Below are 19,966 nucleotides of genomic sequence, written 5' to 3'. Positions count from 1 at the left end.
GGATCGGCTGCCACGCCGACTCGCACGAGTACGTCCGATGGTTCGGTGACGACATCGCCGTCAAACAAGCGGCGTACCTGGTCGACTGGGCGGGCCTGCCTTACATGCGGTTCCTGATGGGCAACGTCGCCCGCGGCGCGCCGCTGCCGCAACGAATCAAGGTGATCGGGCAGCTGATGCGCGGCCCCAGAGGACAGCTGGGTGAGCTGGTGCATTCGCACTGCGCCTCTGCGTCGCTGCTTGCCGCCGAGATCGGGCTGTCGCCGCGCGTCCAGGCCGTGCTGGCCGCGACGTTCGAGCGGTACGACGGGACGGGTGCCCCGCACGCCCTGGCGGGCGACCACCTGCCGATCGAGATGCGGGTGGCGCAGCTGGCCGATCTCGTCGAGGTGCACGTCCGCACCTACGGACCCGGCGGCGCCGAGCACATGGTGCGATCTCGACGCGGCGGCCAGTTCGATCCCGCGGTCGCTGATGCGTTCCTCTCCGATCCGACAACGCTGCTGGCCGCGCCGGACCACGGCAGCTATTGGGACGCCGCCCTCGCGGAGGCCCCTGACAAATCCGCGCTGACGGCTGTCGAGCTGGACCGGATCCTGATCGCGCTCGGCGACTTCGTCGATCTCAAGTGCCCGTTCACTCTCGGCCACTCACGAGCCGTCGCCGATCTCTCCGCGCGCGCCGGCGGGCTACTCGGACTGGACGCCGCCGACCAGCTCGCTCTGCGCCGGGCGGGCCACGTGCACGACATCGGCCGGATCGGGGTCTCCAACCGCATATGGGAGAGCGCGGCGAACCTCTCGGCGGAGCAGAGGGAACGCGTCCGCCTGCACCCGTACCTGACCGCGAGGATCCTCGACAGGGTCAGCGGTCTCGGCAATGTCGCACGAATCGCGGCGAACCATCACGAACAGCCAGACGGTGGTGGCTACCCGCGCGCACTGGCCGCCGCGTCACTACCGGTGCCCGACCGCGTCCTCGCCGCGGCGGTGGCCTACGAGTCGGCGCTGGAGCCGCGCCCGTACCGCGCGGCGCAGTCGACCGCCCAGGCCGCGGAGCGACTGCGAAGCCGGGCCTCCGCCGGTGCGCTGGACGACGCCGCGGTAGGCGCGGTGCTCGCTGCGGCGGGGCATCCTCGCGCGAAGCGCGCACCGCGCGAGGACCGGCTCACGCCGCGCGAGGTCGAGATCCTCGTACGCGTCTCGCAGGGCGAGTCGAACCGGCGGATCGCACAGCGGTTCACGCTCTCGGAGAAGACCGTGCGTAACCACGTGGAGCGGATCTACGCCAAGCTCGGTGTGAACAACCGCATCGGGGCCAGCCTGTACGCCCTGGAGCATGGGCTCGTTCCGGCGCCACCGCCTGACTGATCGAAGCCGTCCCGCGGCTGTCGCGGTCGTGTCGCCAATCGGCAAGCGATCGGACGGCCGTCGCGCGCAGCGCAACTCGTCGGCCTGCGGTGCGGATCTTCCGACGGCGGCTCAACCATCTACGCCCCCATTGCTCGCATCTACGCAGGTCAACGGATACGTATCGCGCAGGTGGCGGGAATCTAAAGCGATTCGGCGAGCCCCGGCGGCCGATCGCGAACGTCTGATCTGCACCTCCGCGATAGCCGATCGGTCGGCCCAGACTCGAGTCGGGCCAATCCGTTGACGTGGTCAACACGACCGCTCCGCCTAAGAACCGCTGTCACCTAAACGTGCAGCGCGTTGCAGTCACCCGCTCTCAGTCAGCGCTCAGGAGTGCGTCCACTCTCTCTCGGCGCGCCTCGACTGACGCCGCCGCCTCTGCGCGGAAATCGGGATCCGCTCGGACAGTCCGCAGATACAGCTCCACGGCCGCTCGAACTTCGGCTGCGACATTGCTGTCGTGTACGTCAGCCACTGCACGTAGGGCGTCCAGGGTGGCCTTGTCGAAGCGCACGCTGGTGAGCAGTTCAGCCATGTTTGTCTCCAGGGAGTAGCGATGATCCAAGGTTCGAAGTTACTTGCCGACATCTCTGATGTCAAGGCAGCCGGGCACTTCGACATCTCTACATCTGCGATGTAGGCTGCCGGCAACAGGAGCAAGTCAACCCACGTGCGAAGGGCTTGCCATGTCCAGGACAAGTGACCCGGAAGTTTCGTCGAGGGTCCTTCGACGGGCGGCCGAAGCGACCCTTCGTCACCTAGCCGGGTCGCATGAGGTGCAGACGGCGATGCGCCAGGAGGGCGTCTTCCACCACGGGGACGACCCGATCCGCGTGGACGGCTCAGCGCAACGCGCCTTCGAAGATGCTGTCAGCGCTGACCCTGAAACGGCTTCGCTCGAGCTCTGGGGAGTGGTTGGCGAGGAGCGGATCCTGGCTGTACCGACACTTCCCGCGGGGGCCTGCGTGATGGTCGTTGACCCGCTCGATGGTTCAAAGCCCTGGGCCATGGTGAGGCAGGGATACTGTGTCGCAGCACTGCTACTCCGAAGCGACCCTACTCAGCGGTTGCAGGTCGAGGCTGCTGTGCTGGCAACGAATACCGATATCTTCTCCCTCGTAGACGGTGATCTGAGGCATGGGGTGACTCGGGGTGACCCCGCTGATGACGTTTCATTGTCGTCAGCGGCACCCGAAAGCGAGCACATGCCACCGTCAATCGCATCGGTGGCCTGGAAGCCGGAGGCTCGGCCTGCGATTCTCGCCCTAATGAAGCATCTGCCGCAGTGGTCGCTCTTGACCCTCGGGGGCAACCCGATGACAGTTCACGTCGTCGCGAGCGGCCTGACCGCTGCGATAACACTCAAACGGTCCAGCACGTGGGACGCAGTGGGAATTCTGATGGCAACGGCGACTGACGCAGTCGTCGGGAATCTTGAAGGCACGGTGGTTTCCGGCGCCACGTTTCGCGATCTCTTCGCGCAGGTACTCGTAACGGGAAATGTGGAGGCGATCCCGGCGATGATCGTGGCCAAGAATCTGGACCGCTTCAAGGAGGTCGCGGCCGCAGTTCAGGCCGCCGGGATCGAAGAAGGGTAGGACCTGGCCCGGCTCTTCCCGATAGCCGAGCTCATTGCGTACTCCAGCCGCGAGATGCGGCGGGAGGATTGTCAACGTTGTCCGCGCGCGTCGGCACGTACCGCCCCGTAGATGTCAATTGGCCGGCAGGGCTCCGCGAGGGGCTGGCAGGAGCAGGTGGCAGACCTCCCGGATCACGTAGCGCTTGAGGCAGCGGATGATTTCGCGTTTGGTCTTGCCCTCGGCGGTGCGGCGAGTGACGTAGTCGATGGTGGGCTGGTGGAAGCGTATGCGGACGATGACCGTGCGGTAGATCGCAGCGTTGAGCTGGCGGTGTCCGCCGTCGTTGATCCGGTGCCGGCCGCTGGTCATCCCTGATCCGGTGGGCACGGGGCTGATCCCGGCGAGTTTGGCCAGGGCCGTCTCGGAATGGATTCGTTCGGGGTTGTCTCCGACGGTGAGCAAGATCTCGGCGGCGGTGTCGACGCCGATCCCGAGGGGCTCGAGCAGCTGCGGTGCTGCGCTTGGACGAGCTCGCGATCATCGCGGTCAGTTCCTTGGCCTCGGTGTCCAGGTGCCGCCATCGCTTGGCCAGCGACCTCAGGGCATGCCGCAGTGCGTCCTCGAGGCTGTTCAAAGCTCGCGGGCTTAGCGCGGCCAGGTGCCGAGCCAAGGTGATCTAGGTCTTGCGTGCGGTCGCACGACGAAGGTCATCGGCACGACCGCGGGAATCGAAGGCGATTCGGCTCATGTTGACGAGGCTTCGTGGACGTCTGATCTGCAGTTCTGCCGACACCCACCTCACGTCAAGGCCACATCTCGAGCCGTTTCGTTGACGTGGTCAACGGGACCATTCGATGGGCAGGACCGCGTTCATCCGGCGCGTTTCGACGTGGACTCCGCGCGCCCCGGGAGACCCCAAAGTCGTTCTTGTGAACCTTCGCAATAGTCGCGTCGTCGCCACGTCCGTGCGCCACCTGGCCGATGGTGGGCCCGTCCTGGCGGAGGAGCCGCACTCGGGACGATGGGCAACGTGCGGCAGATCGGCTCGACCCGAGACGCGCTCGTGTTCGTCGACGTAGTCGACGATCGCCTCAGTTAGCGGTCGAGTTCCGAGGCGGCGGAAGACGCCGACGCGGTGCGCAGGACCTCGTTGCTGCATCGCAGGTCGCGGTTCTCGCTCGTGCTCGCGATCCGGGCCGCTTGGCGCTCGTGCCCGCCCGGGCGCCCATCTCGACATCGGCCCGCATAACCCGTTTGCGCAAGCTCACGGGGTTGACCCCGAGCTGCTCGGCGACCCGGGCCAACGCGATCACCCGCTCCAAGGCTCCCAGGGATACGTCCTTGCTGCTGCCATGATCTTCATCCTTCCCAGCGGGGACCCGCGACAGACCCGGCCGAGACCATCCTGCTTGGCCGGCGCCAAGTAGGCGCGGCGCGAACCCACGCGGCGGCAAGCGCGTCAGACGCCCGGCGGGAACCTCCTTGCTACTTCTTGGTACCCGCTGAGTTCGAAAACGGTGGTGGTGGAGATGAACGGTGAAAGGTGCATCAAATTCGGTTGGGAAAGATTCCGTTTGACCCGTCGTTCAACTCACCGGGTTCCCGCGCGAACGGAGCACGACTGCTGTTCGCCATCGCGTAGCCAGCAAAGTCTGGGTAGATCCCGACGGTGTCCAGACCCGCCGACCGCTCAAGGTAGCGCCGAAGGAATGTCTTCAGATTGTGAGGGACCACGACGGATTCCATCGCAAGGCCGCCCGAGTCGGGCTCGAACGGTCGGCCCTCGGAGAGCGGCTTCGCGAGGACCGTGGCGAGGAACCCAGATTGCTGGGACTTGATGCGCTCGTCGTCAGGACGCGGGAAGAAGAGAAACGGGTGGCCCGCATGTCGCTCTTCCATGATCTGGTCCCAGTTGTCCAGCCGGTCGTACCGGTGCACCCGATCACGCGGTACTCCGAGGTGGTAGACGACTCCGTCCGCTTCCTCCGGCAGGACGTCCGTCGCAAACCAAAGCGCGACAAGGACGTTTCGGGTTACGTCGAGAAACCGAGTCGCGCCCCCGTGATGCTGCAATGAGACCATGGTCGCGAGGCGACTTCCTTGGTAGTACCCGAGCCCGTTGGCCTCACAAAACAGGTCCATCTCGTAGCGCTGAACCAGTTCCTCGGTGACATCCTCCGGCGAGAACCTATTCAGGAGGCGCCGATAAAGCGTCGGAAGCAGATCCCAGTCGGCGTTCGCCTGCCCGCGCCACATGTGAACAACCGACGTGTCGGTTTGCAAGAGGTAGAGCCGAGACAGCAGATCCTCGGCCGCCGTACGTATCGCGCCATCGGGCACTTTGCGTTCATGTTCGGTAGTCACGCGAGCGACAGTAGCGCGGACACCTGTCTCGCCCCGGATTCGGTGGAGGCTCGCAACCGACGCTTTAAGGCTTCCCGGCGGTGCTCGGGCGGTAGGAGTGTCCTCGTGCTCGGCCAGTCTGCTCAGCCCCCGATCGGCTTGCCTTTGTGCCGCTGTCGCGGTGCGCTCGGCCAGAGCCGACGTCGAGCATGCCTACGGCCAGCTCTGACGTCACTCGGGGATCACGGGAACGTCGCTGCCGTAAGCGAAGACATGGGCACTGAGCACGTCCACTTCGCGTCTCGGGTCGCCGAAGAACGCGGCGAGCCGATTCGCCACACGTGTGAAAGGCCGTTCCCGCGCGAGTCCGGCCTCGTTCCAGTTCGCGGCAGGAACCACGAGAAAGAGATGCTGCGCGTCCTGCGCGATGTGGACCTTCCAGAAGTCCTTCAGGTCGTGATTGTTCGTCGTGGTCCCGCCGCGCTCGACCTCGGCAATGATGCCGCGCCCGTCAGCCAAGGGATACACGAAGTCGGGCCTCGCGCGCGTCACGAACCCTTCCTGCGGCGTCAGCACGACCTCCTCGCCGAAGCCGATCTCGCGCAACAGTTCACCGACGACTTGCTGGACAGCGCTGCTTGATGCGCGATGCACGTGCACGCGATCAATCTCGGGGCGCTGTGCAACAAGGTGTCCGACGAGCCGGTCGGCCATCTCGTCGACGACCGACAACTCTTTCAACTCAGCATCGGACAAGACGCTGCGCACGAAGCGAGCGTGACGTCCGGCCATACACGCGAGCTTGCACGCCACACCAGCAAGAAGCTAGCTCCGGTCGGGCGACTCGAGGTGCTCTCTTGCCAAGACCCGCAGTCGCTCCGCTCGTTGACGGCGTCAACCAAATGTGCGCTCGCCCCGCACGTCAGGGCAGGTCAGAGGCATACCGATGGTGGAGGTGGCGGGAATCGAACCCGCGTCCGGTGACGCAGTACCAGGGATTCTCCGGGTGCAGCCTGCTGTGATTTTCTCGGCCCCCACGCTCACACAGGCATGTACGTGGACGGGCCCAGTCGGCTAAAAGTCCCGGAAATCCCACCGACGAGGATTTCCAGCAGTGGCTCTCTAGATGACGCTGGTTACTGAGTCGAGAGCGTACTCAGGCCAACGGACTTCGGGGCTCGCTCAGGCGGCGAGGGCGAAGTCGGTGCGGTTTGTATTGGCACCTATGGTTTTGCACGGAGCGTTGACGAGATAACCGTGCGTCCTCGACCCGCTTCTCCTGGTTCGACGATCACCGTCGAAACCGATCACCCCCATGTTCAGTTATCAAGCGCCGCCCTAGGGCGACAACCCCCAGCCTACTGCCCCAGGAGGCCGGAGGTCGCGCACATACCCGCTCAGGCGGCCGGGCCCTCGATCAGGGTGACCGTGGCGGAGTGGGACGTTCCATCCACAGACGTCCAGGTCAGTGCGAGGTCGTCGCCCGGGTTGTGGGCGGCGATCGCGGCGGACAACGCAGAGGACGTCGACAGAGCCGTGCCGTCGACCGACGTGATGGTGTCGCCGGCGGTCAGGCCCGCGGAGGCGGCGGGGGTGCCGTCGACCACGCCGGCCAGGGTCGAGGAGCCGTCCTGTGAGAGGGACACGCCCAGGAACGGCGGGTAGTCCAGGACGATGTCGGCGTTGTCCACGCCCTGCTCGATCTGGATGGCGACGGCCAGGGCGTCCTCGATGCTGATCGCGTAGGCCACGACGCTCGACGAGCCGGACGACGCCGCCGTGGTCATGCCGACCACCTCGCCCTCGTCGTCCACCAGGGCTCCCCCAGAGTCCCCGCCGACGACGGCCGCGGAGAACTGGATGAGACCGGTGAGCGTCTCGGGGTCGGAGCCGGACGAGTCGGAGGCGGTCATCGTCCGGTCGGTGGCCAGGACCGAGCCCGCGGCGGCCACCAGCGTGCCGGTGCCCTGTGCGTTGCCGATCGCGGTCACCGCGTCCCCAGAGACAACGCCGTTGTCGTCGTCCAGCGCGACGGGCGTCAGGCCACTGGCGTCGACGAGCTGCAGGACGGCGACGTCGTGGGTGGCGTCGGTCCCGACGACCTTCGCGACGTACGTCTGGCCCGTCGACTCGTCGGTGACCTGGATGGACGTCGAGCCCTCGACCACGTGGTTGTTGGTGAGGATCAGGCCGTCCGACGTGAGGATCATGCCGGTGCCGGCGGCCTGTGCGCCCTGGTAGCCCAGGACCGTGGTGATCGTGACGATGCCGACCTGCTGGTCTGCCGTCGCCGCGACCGCGGGATCCTGAGCCGTGGCAGTCGAGCCAGAGGAGCGCGGGTCGTAGCCCGGCGGGTAGAACGATGTCCCCTCATACGAGGCGCCTGCGGCGGCGGGGGTCGCGCTGGAACCGCGCCCGTCCAGGGCGTAGGCCGTGCCCGCGCCGGCGGCGAGGCCGAGCACGAGGGTGCCGCCCGCGAGGCCCAGGAGCAGGCGGTGGCGACGAAGGCCGGTCGACGTGGTGGCGGCAGGAGCCCCTGCGGCGGCGGTCGTGATCTCGTCCATGGTCCTGGCCCTCCCGAACGCCACCTCGGTGGTGGCTACTGAGAACAGGAAACCGGGCAAAGCGGGGAGGGCCCTGGACTCCACCCGTGAGCAACCTGTGGACCTCAGCGGGGCCAGTGCGGGTCGCGGCCGAGGTAGCGCAGGAGCTCGTCGGCGGCGCCGCCGGCAGACCCGGGCACGATGGCGGCGTAGGCGCCCCACTGGCGCAGCGGCTCGACGAGGGCGTGCGCCGTCGGCAGGATCAGCGCGGCGAGGTCGTCGTCGAGCGGCGACTCCTGACCGGTCGCCATCGCGATGTCCCACGCGTGCACGGCGGCGTCCAGAGCGGCGGCGCCGGCGGCGGTCCGCGCCGGCAGGACGCCCTGCGGCAGCGGCGTCGGGGCCTCGCCGTCCGGGTTCACGTCGGCGTAGGCACGACCGCTGGCCTCCAGGGCCGGGCCGACGAGCTCGAGAGGCGAGACGTCGAGGACCCCGTCAGGAGCGAACGGGTCCCCCACCGGGCCGTCGGCGCCCGTGAGGAAGTACGCGTACGCGCGCTGGTCCCCCGCTGCGTGCTGGAGCACCTGCGCCACGGTCCACTGCTCGCACGGGGTGGTGCGCGTCAGGTCGGAGACGGAGACCACCGATGCGACGGTGCGCAGGGCGGCGTGGGCGCGGTCGAGGACGTCGAAGCCGGTGCTCATGGGAGACCTCCAGATCGGGAACGGAATACTTCATTCCGTTCTAGCTGAACGGTAGCGGAATGATCCGTTCCGTTCAAGTGCTAGCCTCGAGAACGTGGAGGCACTCAGCGGACGACGAGGGCAGGCGGCCCGCAACGACGTCACGATCCTCGACGCGGCCCGCGCCGTCCTGACGGCCGACCCCACCGCGCCGGTCTCCGCGGTGGCGCAGGCCGCCGGCGTCGGCATCAGCGCGCTCTACCGCCGCTACCCCAGCAAGGAGGCGCTGCTCGCGCAGCTGTGCCTCGACGGGTTGCGCGAGTACCTCGCGATCGCCGACGAGGCCCAGCAACGGCCCGATCCCTGGGACGCGTTCGCCACCTTCGTCCGCGGCATCGTCGCCGCCGACGTGCACGGGCTGACCGTGCACCTCGCGGGCAGCTTCGTCCCGTCCGACGAGCACCGCCGGCTGGCCGCGGAGTCGGGCCGACGAGCCGTCGAGATCCTGACGACGGCCCAGAACGAGCGCGTCGTCCGCGACGACCTCGAGCCGGAGGACCTCCCGATGATCTGGGAGCAGCTGACCGCCATCCGGCTCGGGGACGCCGAGCGCACGGCCGCGCTTCGTCGTCGCTACGTCGAGCTCCAGCTGCAGGGGCTACGGCCCAGCCACGACAGGCTCCCGGAGCAGCCCCCGACACCTGAGGAGCTCGGCGCGCGCTGGGTCCCGCGTCAGCCCGCCGAGAGCACGTCGGCCAGGTCGTAGCTGACCGGCTCCTCGAGCTGCGCGTAGGTGCACGACGACGGGTCGCGGTCCGGGCGCCAGCGACGGAACTGGGCGGTGTGGCGGAACCGCTCCCCCTCCATGTGGTCGTACGCGACCTCGACCACCAGGGACGGCTCCAGCGGCACGAACGACAGGTCCTTGCCGCGCGACCAGCGGCTGCCCTCGGCCTCGCGCGGCGTCCGCCCCTCCGAGGCGTAGTTCCACGGGTGGCCGTCCAGCGACGTGACCAGCGGCGCCAGCTCCGTCACCAGCTCCTTGCGACGGGCCATCGGGAACGACGCCGCCACCCCCACCGACGCCAGCACACCCTCGGACGTGTACAGCCCCAGCAGCAGCGACCCCACCGCGTCCGGCCCGGACGCGTGCGGCCGGTAGCCGGCGACGACGCAGTCGGCGGTCCGCTCGTGCTTGATCTTCTGCATGGTCCGCTTGCCGGGCTCGTACCGGCCCGCAGGATCCTTCGCGACGATCCCGTCCAGCCCCGCGCCCTCGAACTGCGAGAACCACCGCGTGGCCACCTCGAGATCGGCCGTCTGGGCGGTCACAGACACCGGACCAGAGCCCCGGACGATCGTCTCCAACCGCGCCCTGCGCTCCGAGAACGGCAGGCCCGTCAGGTCCTCGTCGTCGAGGGCCAGAAGGTCGAAGAGCACCAACCGAGCCGGCGTCTGGACCGACAGCAGCCGCACCCGCGACTCGGCCGGGTGCACCCGCTGCAGCAGCGCCTCGAAGTCCAGCCCGGTGTGCGACGACGACGGCACGATGATCTCGCCATCGACCACGCATCGCGATGGCAGGTGCTCCAGGACCGCCGCGACGACCTCCGGGAAATACCGCTGCATCGGCTTGGTGTTCCGCGACCCGATCTCCACGGAGTCCCCGTCGCGGAACACGATCGCCCGGAACCCGTCCCACTTGGGCTCGTAGAGCTTCCCCGCGGGGATCGTCGGGACGGACTTGGCGAGCATGGGATCCACGGGCGGCATCACCGGAAGCGTCATGACACCAAGTCTTACCAGCCCCCACCCCCACCGCCGCCGACGCCGCCCCCGGAGAACCCGCCGCTGAACCCGGAGCCGCCGGACGAGCCGGGCGTGGGAGCGGAGATGGACTCGGTGGCGATGCTGGAGAAGCGGTCGAGCGACGAGGCGAAGGCCGAGGCCCAGTAGATGTTGGCGCCCGGGTAGTAGCCGCCGACGTACCAGCCCGGCTGCGAGACGGCGCGACCCTGCGCGGCGAGCTCGCTGAACACGCGGGCCCAGCGGTCGGCGAGGCCGAAGACGATCGCGTACGGGAGGTACCGGCTGAAGATGTCCTCGCCCTCCTCGAACTTCAGCTGGTTGGCCTCGGCGGTGGCCAGGTACCGGCGGAAGCCCATCGACTGCGCGAGGGCGGCGGTGCCGTCGGCGGTGCGCGCGGGGGCGGCGTTGGACATCGTGAACACCGCGATGCCGACGATCCCGATCGCGATGGGGATCAGCAGGCTGCCGCGGACGTCGGAGAGCACGTTGAACGCGATGAAGCCCAGGATGCCGGCGACGACGATCAGGCCGATGCCCGCCGCCTTCCAGGCGGACCGCACCGACTTCGGGTTGGCGCGGAACCAGCCGCGCGACGTGACCTCGTCGTAGAGCCCGGTCTGCACCTTGGCCATCGACGCGGCGAACGTGGTGCGCAGGTCCGACAGCTGCACCGACGTGCGGCCGGAGAAGATCTCCATGAGCAGCGTGTCCTCGAACGGCAGCAGCGTGCCGTCGCGGTTCTTGAGCTGCACCAGGGTCCAGTCCTTGGCCTTCTTGTTCGGGTTGGACCGCGGCACCTCCTCGATGCGCAGCCACCCCCGCACGGCCAGGTCGACGAGCGTCGCGGTGACGTCGACGGGGTCGGCCTTCTCGTCGATGAGCGTGCCCATCTCGCCGGGCACCATCCCGGTGGGCGGCTGGAACTGCACCGACACCGGCCCGCGCTTGTCGCGGAAGCCGGTGTTGCCGGGCTGCCCGTCGGCGGGGCGCAGGCCGGGCGTCAGGCCGAGGTACGCGATGTCCCGGCCCGACCGGCGGACTCGTCGGACCGCCAGGAACGTGCCGGCCACGAGCACGACGAGGGCCGCGATACCCAGCGGCGAGACGGGCTGGACCGGCGCGAGCGGGTCGGGCTTCGCGACGAGGATCGGCTCCACCCCGGGGAACGTCCCGCCCGGCCAGCCGGTGACGGTGGTGAGCGGGTCGCCCGGCGACAGGAGGTCCTGCGTGTAGGACGCGGTGTCACCCGTGGCGGCCGCGGACGTGCACGACGTCGTGGAGCCCTCGGGGCCCGCGAAGCAGACCGCGCCCTGGACCGCGGCGGGGCCGGTGACCTCGGCGGAGATGGCACCGACCGGCACCTCGAAGCCGACGCCGATGACGTTCCAGTAGAGCTCGTCACCGGAGTGCTGGGCGTTCGCCGGGTTGAGCCAGCCGTCCACGGTGTACGACACGTGGTAGGTCTGCACGCCGGAGACGTTGTCGATGCCCGGGTCACCGATGCGCAGGATCAGCGCCGTGTCGGTGTTCTCCTGGTTGACCTGCGCCGGCGCACCCGTCGAGCTCGACGCCGAGATGTCGGAGTAGCGGAACTCCCGGTCGTGCTGGTCGTCGTAGTAGACGCGCGTCGGGTAGGTCAGGTACGGGCCGTGCCCGGGGTCGTCACCGAAGTCGAAGTCGAAGTCGATGTCCACGCGCGCGACGCCGTCGGCCCCGAGGACCGTCGTGACGTCGTACCGCGTGATCTCCCGGCCGGAGGTCTGGTCGACGGCGGCGAACGCCCGCGCCCCCACGGAGAGCAGGAGGCCGAGGGCCAGCAGGATGCCGGCGAGACGCGCCCTCACAGGTCGCGCTTCTCGCGGATGGCCCGCGTCGCCTCCATGTTGTCCTGCCTCTCCCGCAGCGCCTGGCGCTTGTCGTACTCGCGCTTGCCGCGCGCCAGGGCGATCTCCACCTTGGCGCGTCCATCGAGAAAGTACAGGGACAGCGGGATGATCGTCTGCCCCTTCTCGCGCGTCTTGGACTCCAGGCGGTCGATCTCGTCGCGGTGCAGCAGGAGCTTCCGCTTGCGACGAGGCGCGTGGTTGGTCCACGTGCCCTGGCTGTACTCGGGGATGTGCACGCCCTCGAGCCACAGCTCGTGGTTGGTCACCTCGCACCAGCCGTCGACGAGGGACGCGCGGCCCATGCGCAGCGCCTTGACCTCGGTGCCCGCGAGCACCAGCCCGGCCTCGAACACGTCCTCGATGACGTAGTCGTGGCGGGCCTTGCGGTTCGAGGCGATCAGCTTGCGCCCGGACTCCTTGGCCACCGTCGTCGAACCCCGTTCCCTGTCCTTGGTCGCGCGCACCTGGTGTGCCGCCGACCGAGCCTACCTGGGCGTGGCCAACGGTTTGAGGTGGCCCCCCAGTGTCGCGACGCTGATCGACGCCCCCAGGAGCACCGCGCTGCCGACGACGTCGAGCACGTAGTGGTTGCCCGTGGTGAGCACGACCGCGGTCATCACCAGCGGGAACAGCCACGCCAGCAGCGCCAGCCTCGGGTGGGCAGGCCGCAGCGCGAGCCAGACCGCGTACGCGCACCACGCGGACAGCGCCACGTGGTTGCTCGGCATCGCCGTGTAGCCGTGCGGGTCGGCGCCGTCGACGATGTCGTGCTCCGCGACGATGTCGACCACACCCGGCTGCGCGAACCGCGGCGGCGACATGGGCATCGCCCAGTACACGGGCAGGATGAGGACGAGCATCGCGACGAGGGTCCGACGAACGACGAGGTAGACCTCGGCGTGCCGCACGTACACCCACACCAGCGTCCCGACGACGGCCAGGTAGTACGAGCGGTAGACGAGCACCGCGAGCGTGATCAGCACCGGCTGCCCGGCCAGCCAGCCGTTGAGCGACAGCTCGACGTCCAGACCGAGCGCGCGCTCGATCGTCTGCAGCGTCAGGGCGTGCGTCTCGGCGGCGGAAACGTCGTGGCCGGCGGCGGCGTGCAGGCGCACGAAGACCACGAAGGCGAGCAGCAGGACGACCAGCTCGACGAGCACGGCGGGACGGGCGCGCGGCGTGGCCACGCGGGCCACGGTAACGGTCAGAGGCCGAGCAGCGGCCGCGGGTTCGTCGTCGCGCCGTTGACGTACACCTCGAAGTGCAGGTGGCACGCGGCCGACGTCCCGGTGTTGCCCGAGCGTCCGATCAGCTGGCCCTGCTCGACGTGCTGGCCGGCGCTCACCGCGAAGCTCGTGAGGTGGTTGTACGACGCCGACAGGGCGTTCCCGTTGACGAAGCCGCTGTCGATCATGACCTGGTTGCCGAACCCGAAGCGCTGCTTGGCCCAGGTGACCGTGCCGGCGCGGCCGGCGTAGATGGGCGTGTTGCAGTAGGTGCGCAGGTCGATGCCGGCGTGCAGCCGCACGTAGTGCAGCGTCGGGTGCATGCGCATGCCGTACTCGGAGGTCACGTAGATCGGGTTGACGCTCGTCGGGTTGGCGAACAGCGCCCGGCCGATCGGTCCGGCCGGCCCGTGCGGGTTGCCGGCGGCCGCGTCCCGGGCCTTCTGCGCCTCGATCGCCGCGACGAGCTCGTTCTGCACGGCCGCTGCCTCGGCGTCCGCGGCGGCGAGCTGGGCCTCGAGGGAGGCCTTCTGCGCGTCGAGCTGCGCCTGCTGGGCGACCTGCTGGGCCAGGAGGTCGTCGAGGGACTTCTTCGCGGCCGTGGCGGCCGCCTTGGCCTGGTCGGCCTCGACCACCTTCTGGTCGGCGTCGGCCTTCAGCTCGGTGATCTTGTCGCCGACGGCGGTCAGGCGTGCCTCGGCGTTCTTGTTCAGCGCGTCGGTCGCCTTGAGGGCATCGAGGATCTGCGACTGCGTCCGCAGCGCCGTGGACAGCAGGCCGTACCGCTGGACGAAGTCGTCGGTGCTCTGCGAGTCCAGGATCACGTCGAAGCCCGAGACGCTCCCGCCGCCGCCCTTGTAGGCCTCGCGAGCCATCTGCCCGATCGCCGCACGCATCGCGTCCGCGTTCGCTGCGTCCGTCGCGATGGTCGTCGTGATCGTCGCCTGCTGGTCCTTCGCGTCGGCCAGGCGGGCCGCGATGATCGCCGCCTCGCGCTGCGCCTTCTCGAGCGCGGCCTGGGCGGCGTCGACCGCGGCCTGCGCGGGCACGATCTTGGCCTGGGTGTCGGCGAGCTGCAGCGCGAGCGCCTGCAGGCTGGCGTCGGCGCCCTCCATCGCGGCCTCGAGGTCGTCGCGCGCCTTGGCGACGGCGGCCTTGTGGGCCTCGGCGGCCTTGCGACGGTCGTCGATGCTGTCCGCCGACGCGGGGCTCGAGACGAGCGCGCCGATCAGCAGGGCGAGGATCGTCAGGATCGCGAGCCGCTTCGTCCTCATGTCACACCTTGGTGTAGCGGGAGAGGGTGACCAGCGACGAGATCGCGGCCAGCACGATGGCGATGATGATGAGGATCGGCGCCACGGTGAGCACGTCGGCCGTGTCCACGTACGGGATCCAGTTGACGGACTCCGAGAGCCAGTCGCTGACCAGGTACTCCACGCCGAGCCAGAGCCCGGCCACGGCCAGCAGCGCGCCCACGGTCGCGGCGATCGCGCCCTCGAGCATGAACGGCAGCTGGATGAAGAAGGTCGAGGCGCCGACGAGCCGCATGATCCCGGTCTCGCGCCGCCTGCTCAGTGCCGAGAGCCGGATCGTCGTCGTGATCAGCAGGACCGCCGCGAGCAGCATCACCGCGGCCAGACCACCGGCCAGCAGGGTCGCGTGGTTGAGCACCGAGAACAGCTTGTCGAACAGCCGTTGCTGGTCCTGGACGTCCTCGACGCCCGCCCTGCCCGACACCACGTCCGCGACGAGCTGGTACTTCTGCGGGTCGGTCAGCTTGATCCGGAACGACGAGTTCATGTCGTCGACCGTCACGGCCGCCGTCCAGGCCTGGTCCTTGAACTGCTTCTGGAACGACGCGAAGGCCGCTTCCTTGGTCTCCGTGTAGATGTGCTCGATGTACGGCTTGATCTCCGGCGACGCGAGCGCGGCCTCGATGTCGGCGCGCTGGTCGTCGGTCACCTCGCCGCTCGCGCACGTCGGCACCGACGAGTTCTGCGGGCACAGGAAGACCGAGACCTCGACCTTGTCGTACCAGTCGTCCTTCATCTTGCCGATCTGGATCTGCAGCAGAGCGGCCGAGCCGACGAAGGTCAGCGACACGAAGGTGACGAGGATGACCGAGATGGTCATGGACAGGTTGCGACGAAGACCGAGGCCGATCTCCGAGAGGATGAACTGCAGGCGCATCAGCGGTCCGAGCCGTAGACGCCGCGGGACTGGTCGCGCACGAGCTCACCCGTGGCCAGCTCGATCACGCGCTTGCGCATCTGGTCGACGATCTCGTCGTCGTGCGTCGCCATGACCACGGTGGTGCCGGTGCGGTTGATGCGGTCGAGCAGGCGCATGATCCCCAGGGAGGTCGTCGGGTCGAGGTTTCCCGTCGGCTCGTCGCAGAGCAGGATGTTGGGCCGGTTGACGAACGCGCGCGCGATGGCCACGCGCTGCTGCTCACCACCGGACAGCTCGTGCGGGCGACGCTTCTCCTTGCCGGCCAGGCCGACCATCTCGAGCGTGTCCGGCACCGTGGTCAGGATGTGGTGGCGCGGCTTGCCGATGACCTGGAGCGCGAACGCCACGTTCTCGAACACCGTCTTGTTGGGCAGCAGGCGGAAGTCCTGGAACACCGCGCCGATCTGCCGACGAAGCTGCGGGACCTTCCACGACGACAGCGTGCCGAGCTCCTTGCCGGCGACGAACACGCGTCCGGCCGAGGCCCGCTCCTCGCGCAGCACGAGGCGCAGGAAGGTCGACTTGCCGGAGCCGGAGGCGCCGACGAGGAAGACGAACTCCCCGCGCTCGACGTCCAAGGACACACGGTCGAGGGCCGGTCGGGCGCCTCGCGCGTAGACCTTGGTGACGTTCTCGAATCTGATCACTGTGCTCGTGGCCAGTGTTCGGGGACGGGGTGAGAGAACTGAAGCGGTCAAGCGCTGGCCTCGTCGAGAGTAGGCAGCGAGCACTGCCCTACCCGGTGGTGACACGCCGACGGTTGCCTGTGAGAACGGGGCCGGCGGGTGGTATGCCCGTTGTGTCCGGTCGTCAGGCCCCGCGCACCCGGAGTCGGTGCACCTCGCCGAGGTCCTCGCCACCGGTCTCGAGCTGCTCGCGCCGCGCGTCGAGAGTCCCCGCAGGGTCCTCGAGGACGTCGGCGAAGGCGACCTCGGCGGCCCCGACGAGCTGCGCGTCGGACGCCAGCTCGGAGCGGATCAGCTGGGCCTGCTCCCGGTTGGGCCCCAGCGTGCGCGCGTACGCCTGCACGAGCGTCGGCTCCAGCGTCGGGTACAGCGCGCCCAGCGTGCCGCCCAGCACCACCACGCGCGGGTTGAACAGGTTGACCAGGCTGGCCAGCCCGAGTCCGACCCATTCCCCCGTCCTGCGCACCCCGGCGATCGCGCGCCGGTTGCCGACGGCGACGTCGTTCACCACGTCCTCGATGTCCGACTCCCTGGGGTCGCGGCCCACCGCGCGGATGATCGCCGCGTCGCCGATCTCGGCCTCCCAGCAGCCCCGCGACCCGCAGGAGCACACCCGGCCGCCCGGCTTGACCAGCAGGTGCCCCACCTCGCCGGCATATCCGCCGGAGCCCTTCAGCAGCTCGCCGTCGACCACCACGCCGCCGCCGACGCCGACCTCGCCGCGGACGTAGAGGACGTCCTGCGAGCCACGAGCGGCGCCGCGCAGGTACTCGGCGACGACGCCCAGGTCGCCGTCGTTGCCGATGGTGATCGGGTAGTCGTCGCCCAGCTTCTCGCGGAGCATGTCCGCGAGGTGCACCTCGTGCCAGCCCAGCGGGGGCGAGCGCCGGACGAGGCCGTCCGGCTGCCGCACGCTGCCCGGCACGGACACCACGAGCCCGAGGCACAGCGAGCCCGGCGTCGCGCGCCCCTGCATCTCTGTGGCCAGCGTCGCGATCAGGTCGACCACGGCAGGCACGTCGTGCGTCGAGGTGCTGTGCAGCCTGCGCCGCACCTGGAGCAGGTAGCCGCCGAGGCCGACCCGCGCCGCGCCCACGCTCGACGTCGTGATGTCGAACGCGAGCACGTGGGCGCTGGTGCTGACCGGCTCGACGACGTTCGACGGCCGGCCCTTGCCACGCACGACGCCGGGTCGCTCACGCACCAGCCCGAGCTTGACGAGCTCGGAGGTGAGCGACCCGACGGTCGAGCGGTTGAAGCCGGTGCTGGCCACGAGGTCGGATCGTGTGGCCGGGCCGTTGAAGTGCAGGAGCCGCAGGACGGCCGAGAGGTTGGCGCGCCGGACGTCGTCCTGAGCCGACGCGTCCGCACGCCGGACGGGCGGACCAGCACCTAGCCGCACGCGCGCCTCCCTTCCGTTCTCCGAGGCTAGCCGCGGCCGGTCGACCGGGCCTGTCGACGGGAGATGGCGTCCACCGCTGCCGCCGCCGCCAGGACGGCGCCGGTGACAACGTACTTGACGCCCGAGGAGTAGCCGAGCAGGGCCATGCCATTGTCGATCACGGCGATGACCGCGGCACCGATGAGGGCATCGATGATCCGGCCCTTGCCACCGAAGAGCGACGTGCCACCGATGACAGCCGCCCCGACGGCGTACAGCAGCACGTTCGAGCCGCCGGCGTTCGGGTCCACCGACGTGGCACGCGACGCGGCGAAGATGCCGGCCACGGCAGCCATGGAGGAGCAGATCATGAAGCACGCCAGGCGCACGCTGGCGACCTTGATGCCCGCACGACGCGTCGCCTCCGCGTTGCCACCGACCGCGTAGATGTGCCGGCCGAACGCGGTTCGGGTGAGCACGAAGCCGAGCACGAGTGCCAGCGTCACGATGACCGGCACCACGATGGGCACGCCGATGATCGAGGTGCGCAACGGGTTCAGGCTCCGCTCCTGGTTCAGGACGGCGACCATGCCCAGGACGAGAACGGCGATCGCGCCGATCTTGATCGCGATGATGCCCACGGGTGCGGCGAGCAGGCCACGCTTGCGACGCAGCTGCCACGTGCGCAGGCTCGACACCCCGTACGCGACGACGGAGAGGATCCCGATCGCCCAGCCGATCAGCGGCGGGACGTTCTTGTTCTGGATCGCGGTGATCACCGGGTCGCTGATCGAGATGTTGCCGCCGGAGCCGATGATGAGCAGCACGGCGCCCTGCAGGGCCAGGAACATCGCCAGCGTGACGATGAACGACGGGATGCCGAGCCGAGCAACCAGCGTGCCGTTGATCAGGCCGACGACCAGACCGGCGACGATTGCGCCTCCGACGGCCGCGTACCAGGGCAGGCCGTTCTTGGTGAGCGCGGTGGCCAGGATCGCCCCGCAGAAGCCGGACGTGAAGCCGGCCGACAGGTCGATCTCGCCGAGCAGGAGGACGAAGACGAGCCCCATCGCGATCGTCGCCACGACGGCGCCCTGCTGGAACAGGTTGGCGATGTTGAGGGTCGACGGGAAGGTGTTCGGCTTCATGATCACGAAGATCGCCAGCAGCACCAGGAGCGCCAGGATGGCCGGCAGCGACCCCATGTCGCCGCCGCGCACCTTGCTCCAGTAGTTGGTGACGGACTCGCCGAACGTCGGCTGCTCCACCGAGCCGGCCAGGAGCGAGGGCGCCGCGTCGTTGCGGTCGGGACGGGAGACGGTGGGCGTGCTCATGCGGGGGTGCTCCCGTTCGGTGCGTCGTTGATGGTCGAGGCGGCGCCCGCGGGAGTCGGCGCGAGAGCGGCCGAGCCGCTCGTGATCAGCTCGATGATCTCGCTGCGCGACGTGTCCTTGGCGCGCACCTGCGCGGCCGTCTGGCCGAGATACAGGACGTTGACGGAGTCCGCGACCTCGAGGACCTCGTTCATGTTGTGGGACACGAGGATCACCGCGAGGCCGGCATCCGCGAGTCGGCGGACCAGCTGCAGCACCTGCTCGGTCTGCGCGACGCCGAGAGCGGCGGTCGGCTCGTCCAGGATGACCAGCTTGGAGTTCCAGAGCACGGCCCGGGCGATCGCGACGGTCTGTCGCTGCCCGCCCGACAGGCTTGCGACGTGCTGGCGGATGGAGCGCACGGTGCGTACCGAGAGTGAGGCGAGCACCTCCGCCGCACGCGTCTCCATGGCCGACTCGTCCAGCCGGAAGCCCTTCTTGATCTCCCGGCCCAGGAACATGTTGTGGACGATGTCGAGGTTGTCGCACAGCGCGAGGTCCTGGTACACGACCTCGATGCCGAGCGCGTTGGAGTCGCCGGGGGACGCGATGTGCGTGAGCTCGCCCTCGAAGTAGACCTCGCCGGCGTCGAACGGGAAGATCCCCGCGATGCCCTTGATCATGGTCGACTTGCCGGCACCGTTGTCGCCGACGAGAGCCGTGACCTCACCGGCTCGAGCCACCAGGTCGACTCCACGCAGCGCGTGGACCGCGCCGAAGTTCTTGCGGCCTCCACGCACCTCGAGCGTCGGGGGCGGGGCCAGGTCGGGTGCGGCATGCGCTGCTTGGGTCATCGTCCACCTCGTCGTCAC

The 19,966-nt window shown here is 69.1% G+C and carries 19 protein-coding genes and 1 other RNA gene; 3 read left to right on the top strand and 17 right to left on the bottom strand.

The features are described 5' to 3' along the window. Positions 1-116 precede the first annotated feature (116 nt). Positions 117-1,370, top strand: a complete 1,254-nt coding sequence (locus tag AC1DZC_RS12170; RefSeq protein WP_477043440.1) for an HD domain-containing phosphohydrolase — start codon at positions 117-119, stop codon at positions 1,368-1,370. Between the two features lie 358 nt (positions 1,371-1,728). Here AC1DZC_RS12170 and AC1DZC_RS12165 read toward each other — a convergent pair whose 3' ends face one another. Continuing rightward, the gene (locus AC1DZC_RS12165; RefSeq protein ID WP_477043439.1) at positions 1,729-1,947 is read right to left on the bottom strand and encodes a hypothetical protein; all 219 of its coding nucleotides are present in this window, start codon (positions 1,945-1,947) and stop codon (positions 1,729-1,731) included. 253 nt (positions 1,948-2,200) lie between these two features. Between AC1DZC_RS12165 and AC1DZC_RS12160 the strand changes: the two genes are divergently transcribed. Further along, positions 2,201-3,010 (top strand): hypothetical protein, encoded by an 810-nt coding sequence (locus tag AC1DZC_RS12160; protein WP_477043438.1) that lies wholly within the window; start codon positions 2,201-2,203, stop codon positions 3,008-3,010. 114 nt (positions 3,011-3,124) lie between these two features. Here AC1DZC_RS12160 and AC1DZC_RS12155 read toward each other — a convergent pair whose 3' ends face one another. The 6 genes from AC1DZC_RS12155 to AC1DZC_RS12130 all read right to left on the bottom strand — a co-directional run bounded on the left by AC1DZC_RS12155 (position 3,125) and on the right by AC1DZC_RS12130 (position 8,582). Continuing rightward, a complete protein-coding gene (locus AC1DZC_RS12155; protein WP_477043602.1) occupies positions 3,125-3,481 on the bottom strand; it encodes a transposase in 357 nt (118 codons plus the stop codon). A gap of 1,059 nt (positions 3,482-4,540) precedes the next feature. Next, positions 4,541-5,356 (bottom strand): FRG domain-containing protein, encoded by an 816-nt coding sequence (locus AC1DZC_RS12150; protein WP_477043437.1) that lies wholly within the window; start codon positions 5,354-5,356, stop codon positions 4,541-4,543. A gap of 210 nt (positions 5,357-5,566) precedes the next feature. Then, complete coding sequence (locus tag AC1DZC_RS12145) at positions 5,567-6,103, bottom strand: hypothetical protein (protein ID WP_477043436.1); 537 nt, start codon at positions 6,101-6,103, stop codon at positions 5,567-5,569. Positions 6,104-6,282: 179 nt separating this feature from the next. Next, positions 6,283-6,650: a transfer-messenger RNA gene (gene ssrA / locus AC1DZC_RS12140) on the bottom strand. Positions 6,651-6,732: 82 nt separating this feature from the next. Further along, complete coding sequence (locus tag AC1DZC_RS12135; protein WP_477043435.1) at positions 6,733-7,899, bottom strand: S1C family serine protease; 1,167 nt, start codon at positions 7,897-7,899, stop codon at positions 6,733-6,735. A gap of 104 nt (positions 7,900-8,003) precedes the next feature. Then, on the bottom strand, positions 8,004-8,582 hold the full coding sequence (locus AC1DZC_RS12130) for a TIGR03086 family metal-binding protein (protein WP_477043434.1): 579 nt from the start codon (positions 8,580-8,582) through the stop codon (positions 8,004-8,006). Between the two features lie 94 nt (positions 8,583-8,676). On the opposite strand from AC1DZC_RS12130, the gene AC1DZC_RS12125 reads away from it, so the two are divergent. Beyond that, positions 8,677-9,327, top strand: a complete 651-nt coding sequence (locus AC1DZC_RS12125) for a TetR/AcrR family transcriptional regulator (protein WP_477043433.1) — start codon at positions 8,677-8,679, stop codon at positions 9,325-9,327. On the opposite strand, the gene AC1DZC_RS12120 is transcribed toward AC1DZC_RS12125, so the two are convergent. The 10 genes from AC1DZC_RS12120 to AC1DZC_RS12075 form a co-directional block, all read right to left on the bottom strand. Further along, a complete protein-coding gene (locus AC1DZC_RS12120; protein ID WP_477043432.1) occupies positions 9,294-10,349 on the bottom strand; it encodes an ATP-dependent DNA ligase in 1,056 nt (351 codons plus the stop codon). The genes AC1DZC_RS12125 and AC1DZC_RS12120 overlap by 34 nt on opposite strands. 11 nt (positions 10,350-10,360) lie before the next feature. After that, positions 10,361-12,214, bottom strand: coding sequence for a DUF2207 domain-containing protein (locus AC1DZC_RS12115; protein ID WP_477043431.1), 1,854 nt, complete (start codon positions 12,212-12,214; stop codon positions 10,361-10,363). Next, on the bottom strand, positions 12,211-12,681 hold the full coding sequence (gene smpB, locus AC1DZC_RS12110) for an SsrA-binding protein SmpB (protein WP_028047638.1): 471 nt from the start codon (positions 12,679-12,681) through the stop codon (positions 12,211-12,213). Before smpB ends, AC1DZC_RS12115 begins: the two co-directional genes overlap by 4 nt. A gap of 60 nt (positions 12,682-12,741) precedes the next feature. Then, the gene (locus AC1DZC_RS12105; protein WP_477043430.1) at positions 12,742-13,443 is read right to left on the bottom strand and encodes a phosphatase PAP2 family protein; all 702 of its coding nucleotides are present in this window, start codon (positions 13,441-13,443) and stop codon (positions 12,742-12,744) included. A 17-nt stretch (positions 13,444-13,460) separates the two neighbouring features. Next, entirely contained in the window at positions 13,461-14,756 is a 1,296-nt protein-coding gene (locus tag AC1DZC_RS12100) for a peptidoglycan DD-metalloendopeptidase family protein (RefSeq protein WP_477038682.1), read from the bottom strand. 1 nt (position 14,757) lies between these two features. Next, positions 14,758-15,672: a permease-like cell division protein FtsX gene (gene ftsX / locus AC1DZC_RS12095; protein ID WP_477038681.1), complete on the bottom strand. Its 915-nt coding sequence runs from the start codon at positions 15,670-15,672 to the stop codon at positions 14,758-14,760. Further along, entirely contained in the window at positions 15,672-16,361 is a 690-nt protein-coding gene (gene ftsE / locus AC1DZC_RS12090) for a cell division ATP-binding protein FtsE (protein WP_477038680.1), read from the bottom strand. The genes ftsX and ftsE overlap by 1 nt, the downstream gene beginning before the upstream one ends. A gap of 163 nt (positions 16,362-16,524) precedes the next feature. After that, positions 16,525-17,802: an ROK family protein gene (locus tag AC1DZC_RS12085; protein WP_477043429.1), complete on the bottom strand. Its 1,278-nt coding sequence runs from the start codon at positions 17,800-17,802 to the stop codon at positions 16,525-16,527. A 26-nt stretch (positions 17,803-17,828) separates the two neighbouring features. Continuing rightward, positions 17,829-19,115 carry a sugar ABC transporter permease gene (locus tag AC1DZC_RS12080; RefSeq protein WP_477038678.1) on the bottom strand — a complete coding sequence of 429 codons (1,287 nt, stop codon included), beginning with the start codon at positions 19,113-19,115 and terminating at the stop codon, positions 17,829-17,831. Then, on the bottom strand, positions 19,112-19,948 hold the full coding sequence (locus AC1DZC_RS12075) for an ATP-binding cassette domain-containing protein (RefSeq protein WP_477038677.1): 837 nt from the start codon (positions 19,946-19,948) through the stop codon (positions 19,112-19,114). Before AC1DZC_RS12075 ends, AC1DZC_RS12080 begins: the two co-directional genes overlap by 4 nt. Positions 19,949-19,966: the final 18 nt, after the last annotated feature.

This window comes from Cellulomonas sp. P2_B4 (assembly GCF_056404795.1).
The sequence above is the reverse complement of the archived record's forward strand: the minus strand, read 5'-3'. Positions and strand labels throughout refer to the sequence as shown.

Excerpts from the sequence above, each read along its gene's own strand:
- AC1DZC_RS12160 (WP_477043438.1), top strand. The coding sequence starts at position 2,201 with ATGCGCCAGGAGGGCGTCTTCCACCACGGGGACGACCCGATCCGCGTG.
- AC1DZC_RS12170 (WP_477043440.1), top strand. The coding sequence starts at position 117 with ATGGGCAACGTCGCCCGCGGCGCGCCGCTGCCGCAACGAATCAAGGTG.
- AC1DZC_RS12120 (WP_477043432.1), bottom strand. The coding sequence starts at position 10,349 with ATGACGCTTCCGGTGATGCCGCCCGTGGATCCCATGCTCGCCAAGTCC.
- AC1DZC_RS12075 (WP_477038677.1), bottom strand. The coding sequence starts at position 19,948 with ATGACCCAAGCAGCGCATGCCGCACCCGACCTGGCCCCGCCCCCGACG.
- ftsX (WP_477038681.1), bottom strand. The coding sequence starts at position 15,672 with ATGCGCCTGCAGTTCATCCTCTCGGAGATCGGCCTCGGTCTTCGTCGC.
- AC1DZC_RS12130 (WP_477043434.1), bottom strand. The coding sequence starts at position 8,582 with ATGAGCACCGGCTTCGACGTCCTCGACCGCGCCCACGCCGCCCTGCGC.
- AC1DZC_RS12080 (WP_477038678.1), bottom strand. The coding sequence starts at position 19,115 with ATGAGCACGCCCACCGTCTCCCGTCCCGACCGCAACGACGCGGCGCCC.
- AC1DZC_RS12100 (WP_477038682.1), bottom strand. The coding sequence starts at position 14,756 with ATGAGGACGAAGCGGCTCGCGATCCTGACGATCCTCGCCCTGCTGATC.
- AC1DZC_RS12135 (WP_477043435.1), bottom strand. The coding sequence starts at position 7,899 with ATGGACGAGATCACGACCGCCGCCGCAGGGGCTCCTGCCGCCACCACG.
- AC1DZC_RS12165 (WP_477043439.1), bottom strand. The coding sequence starts at position 1,947 with ATGGCTGAACTGCTCACCAGCGTGCGCTTCGACAAGGCCACCCTGGAC.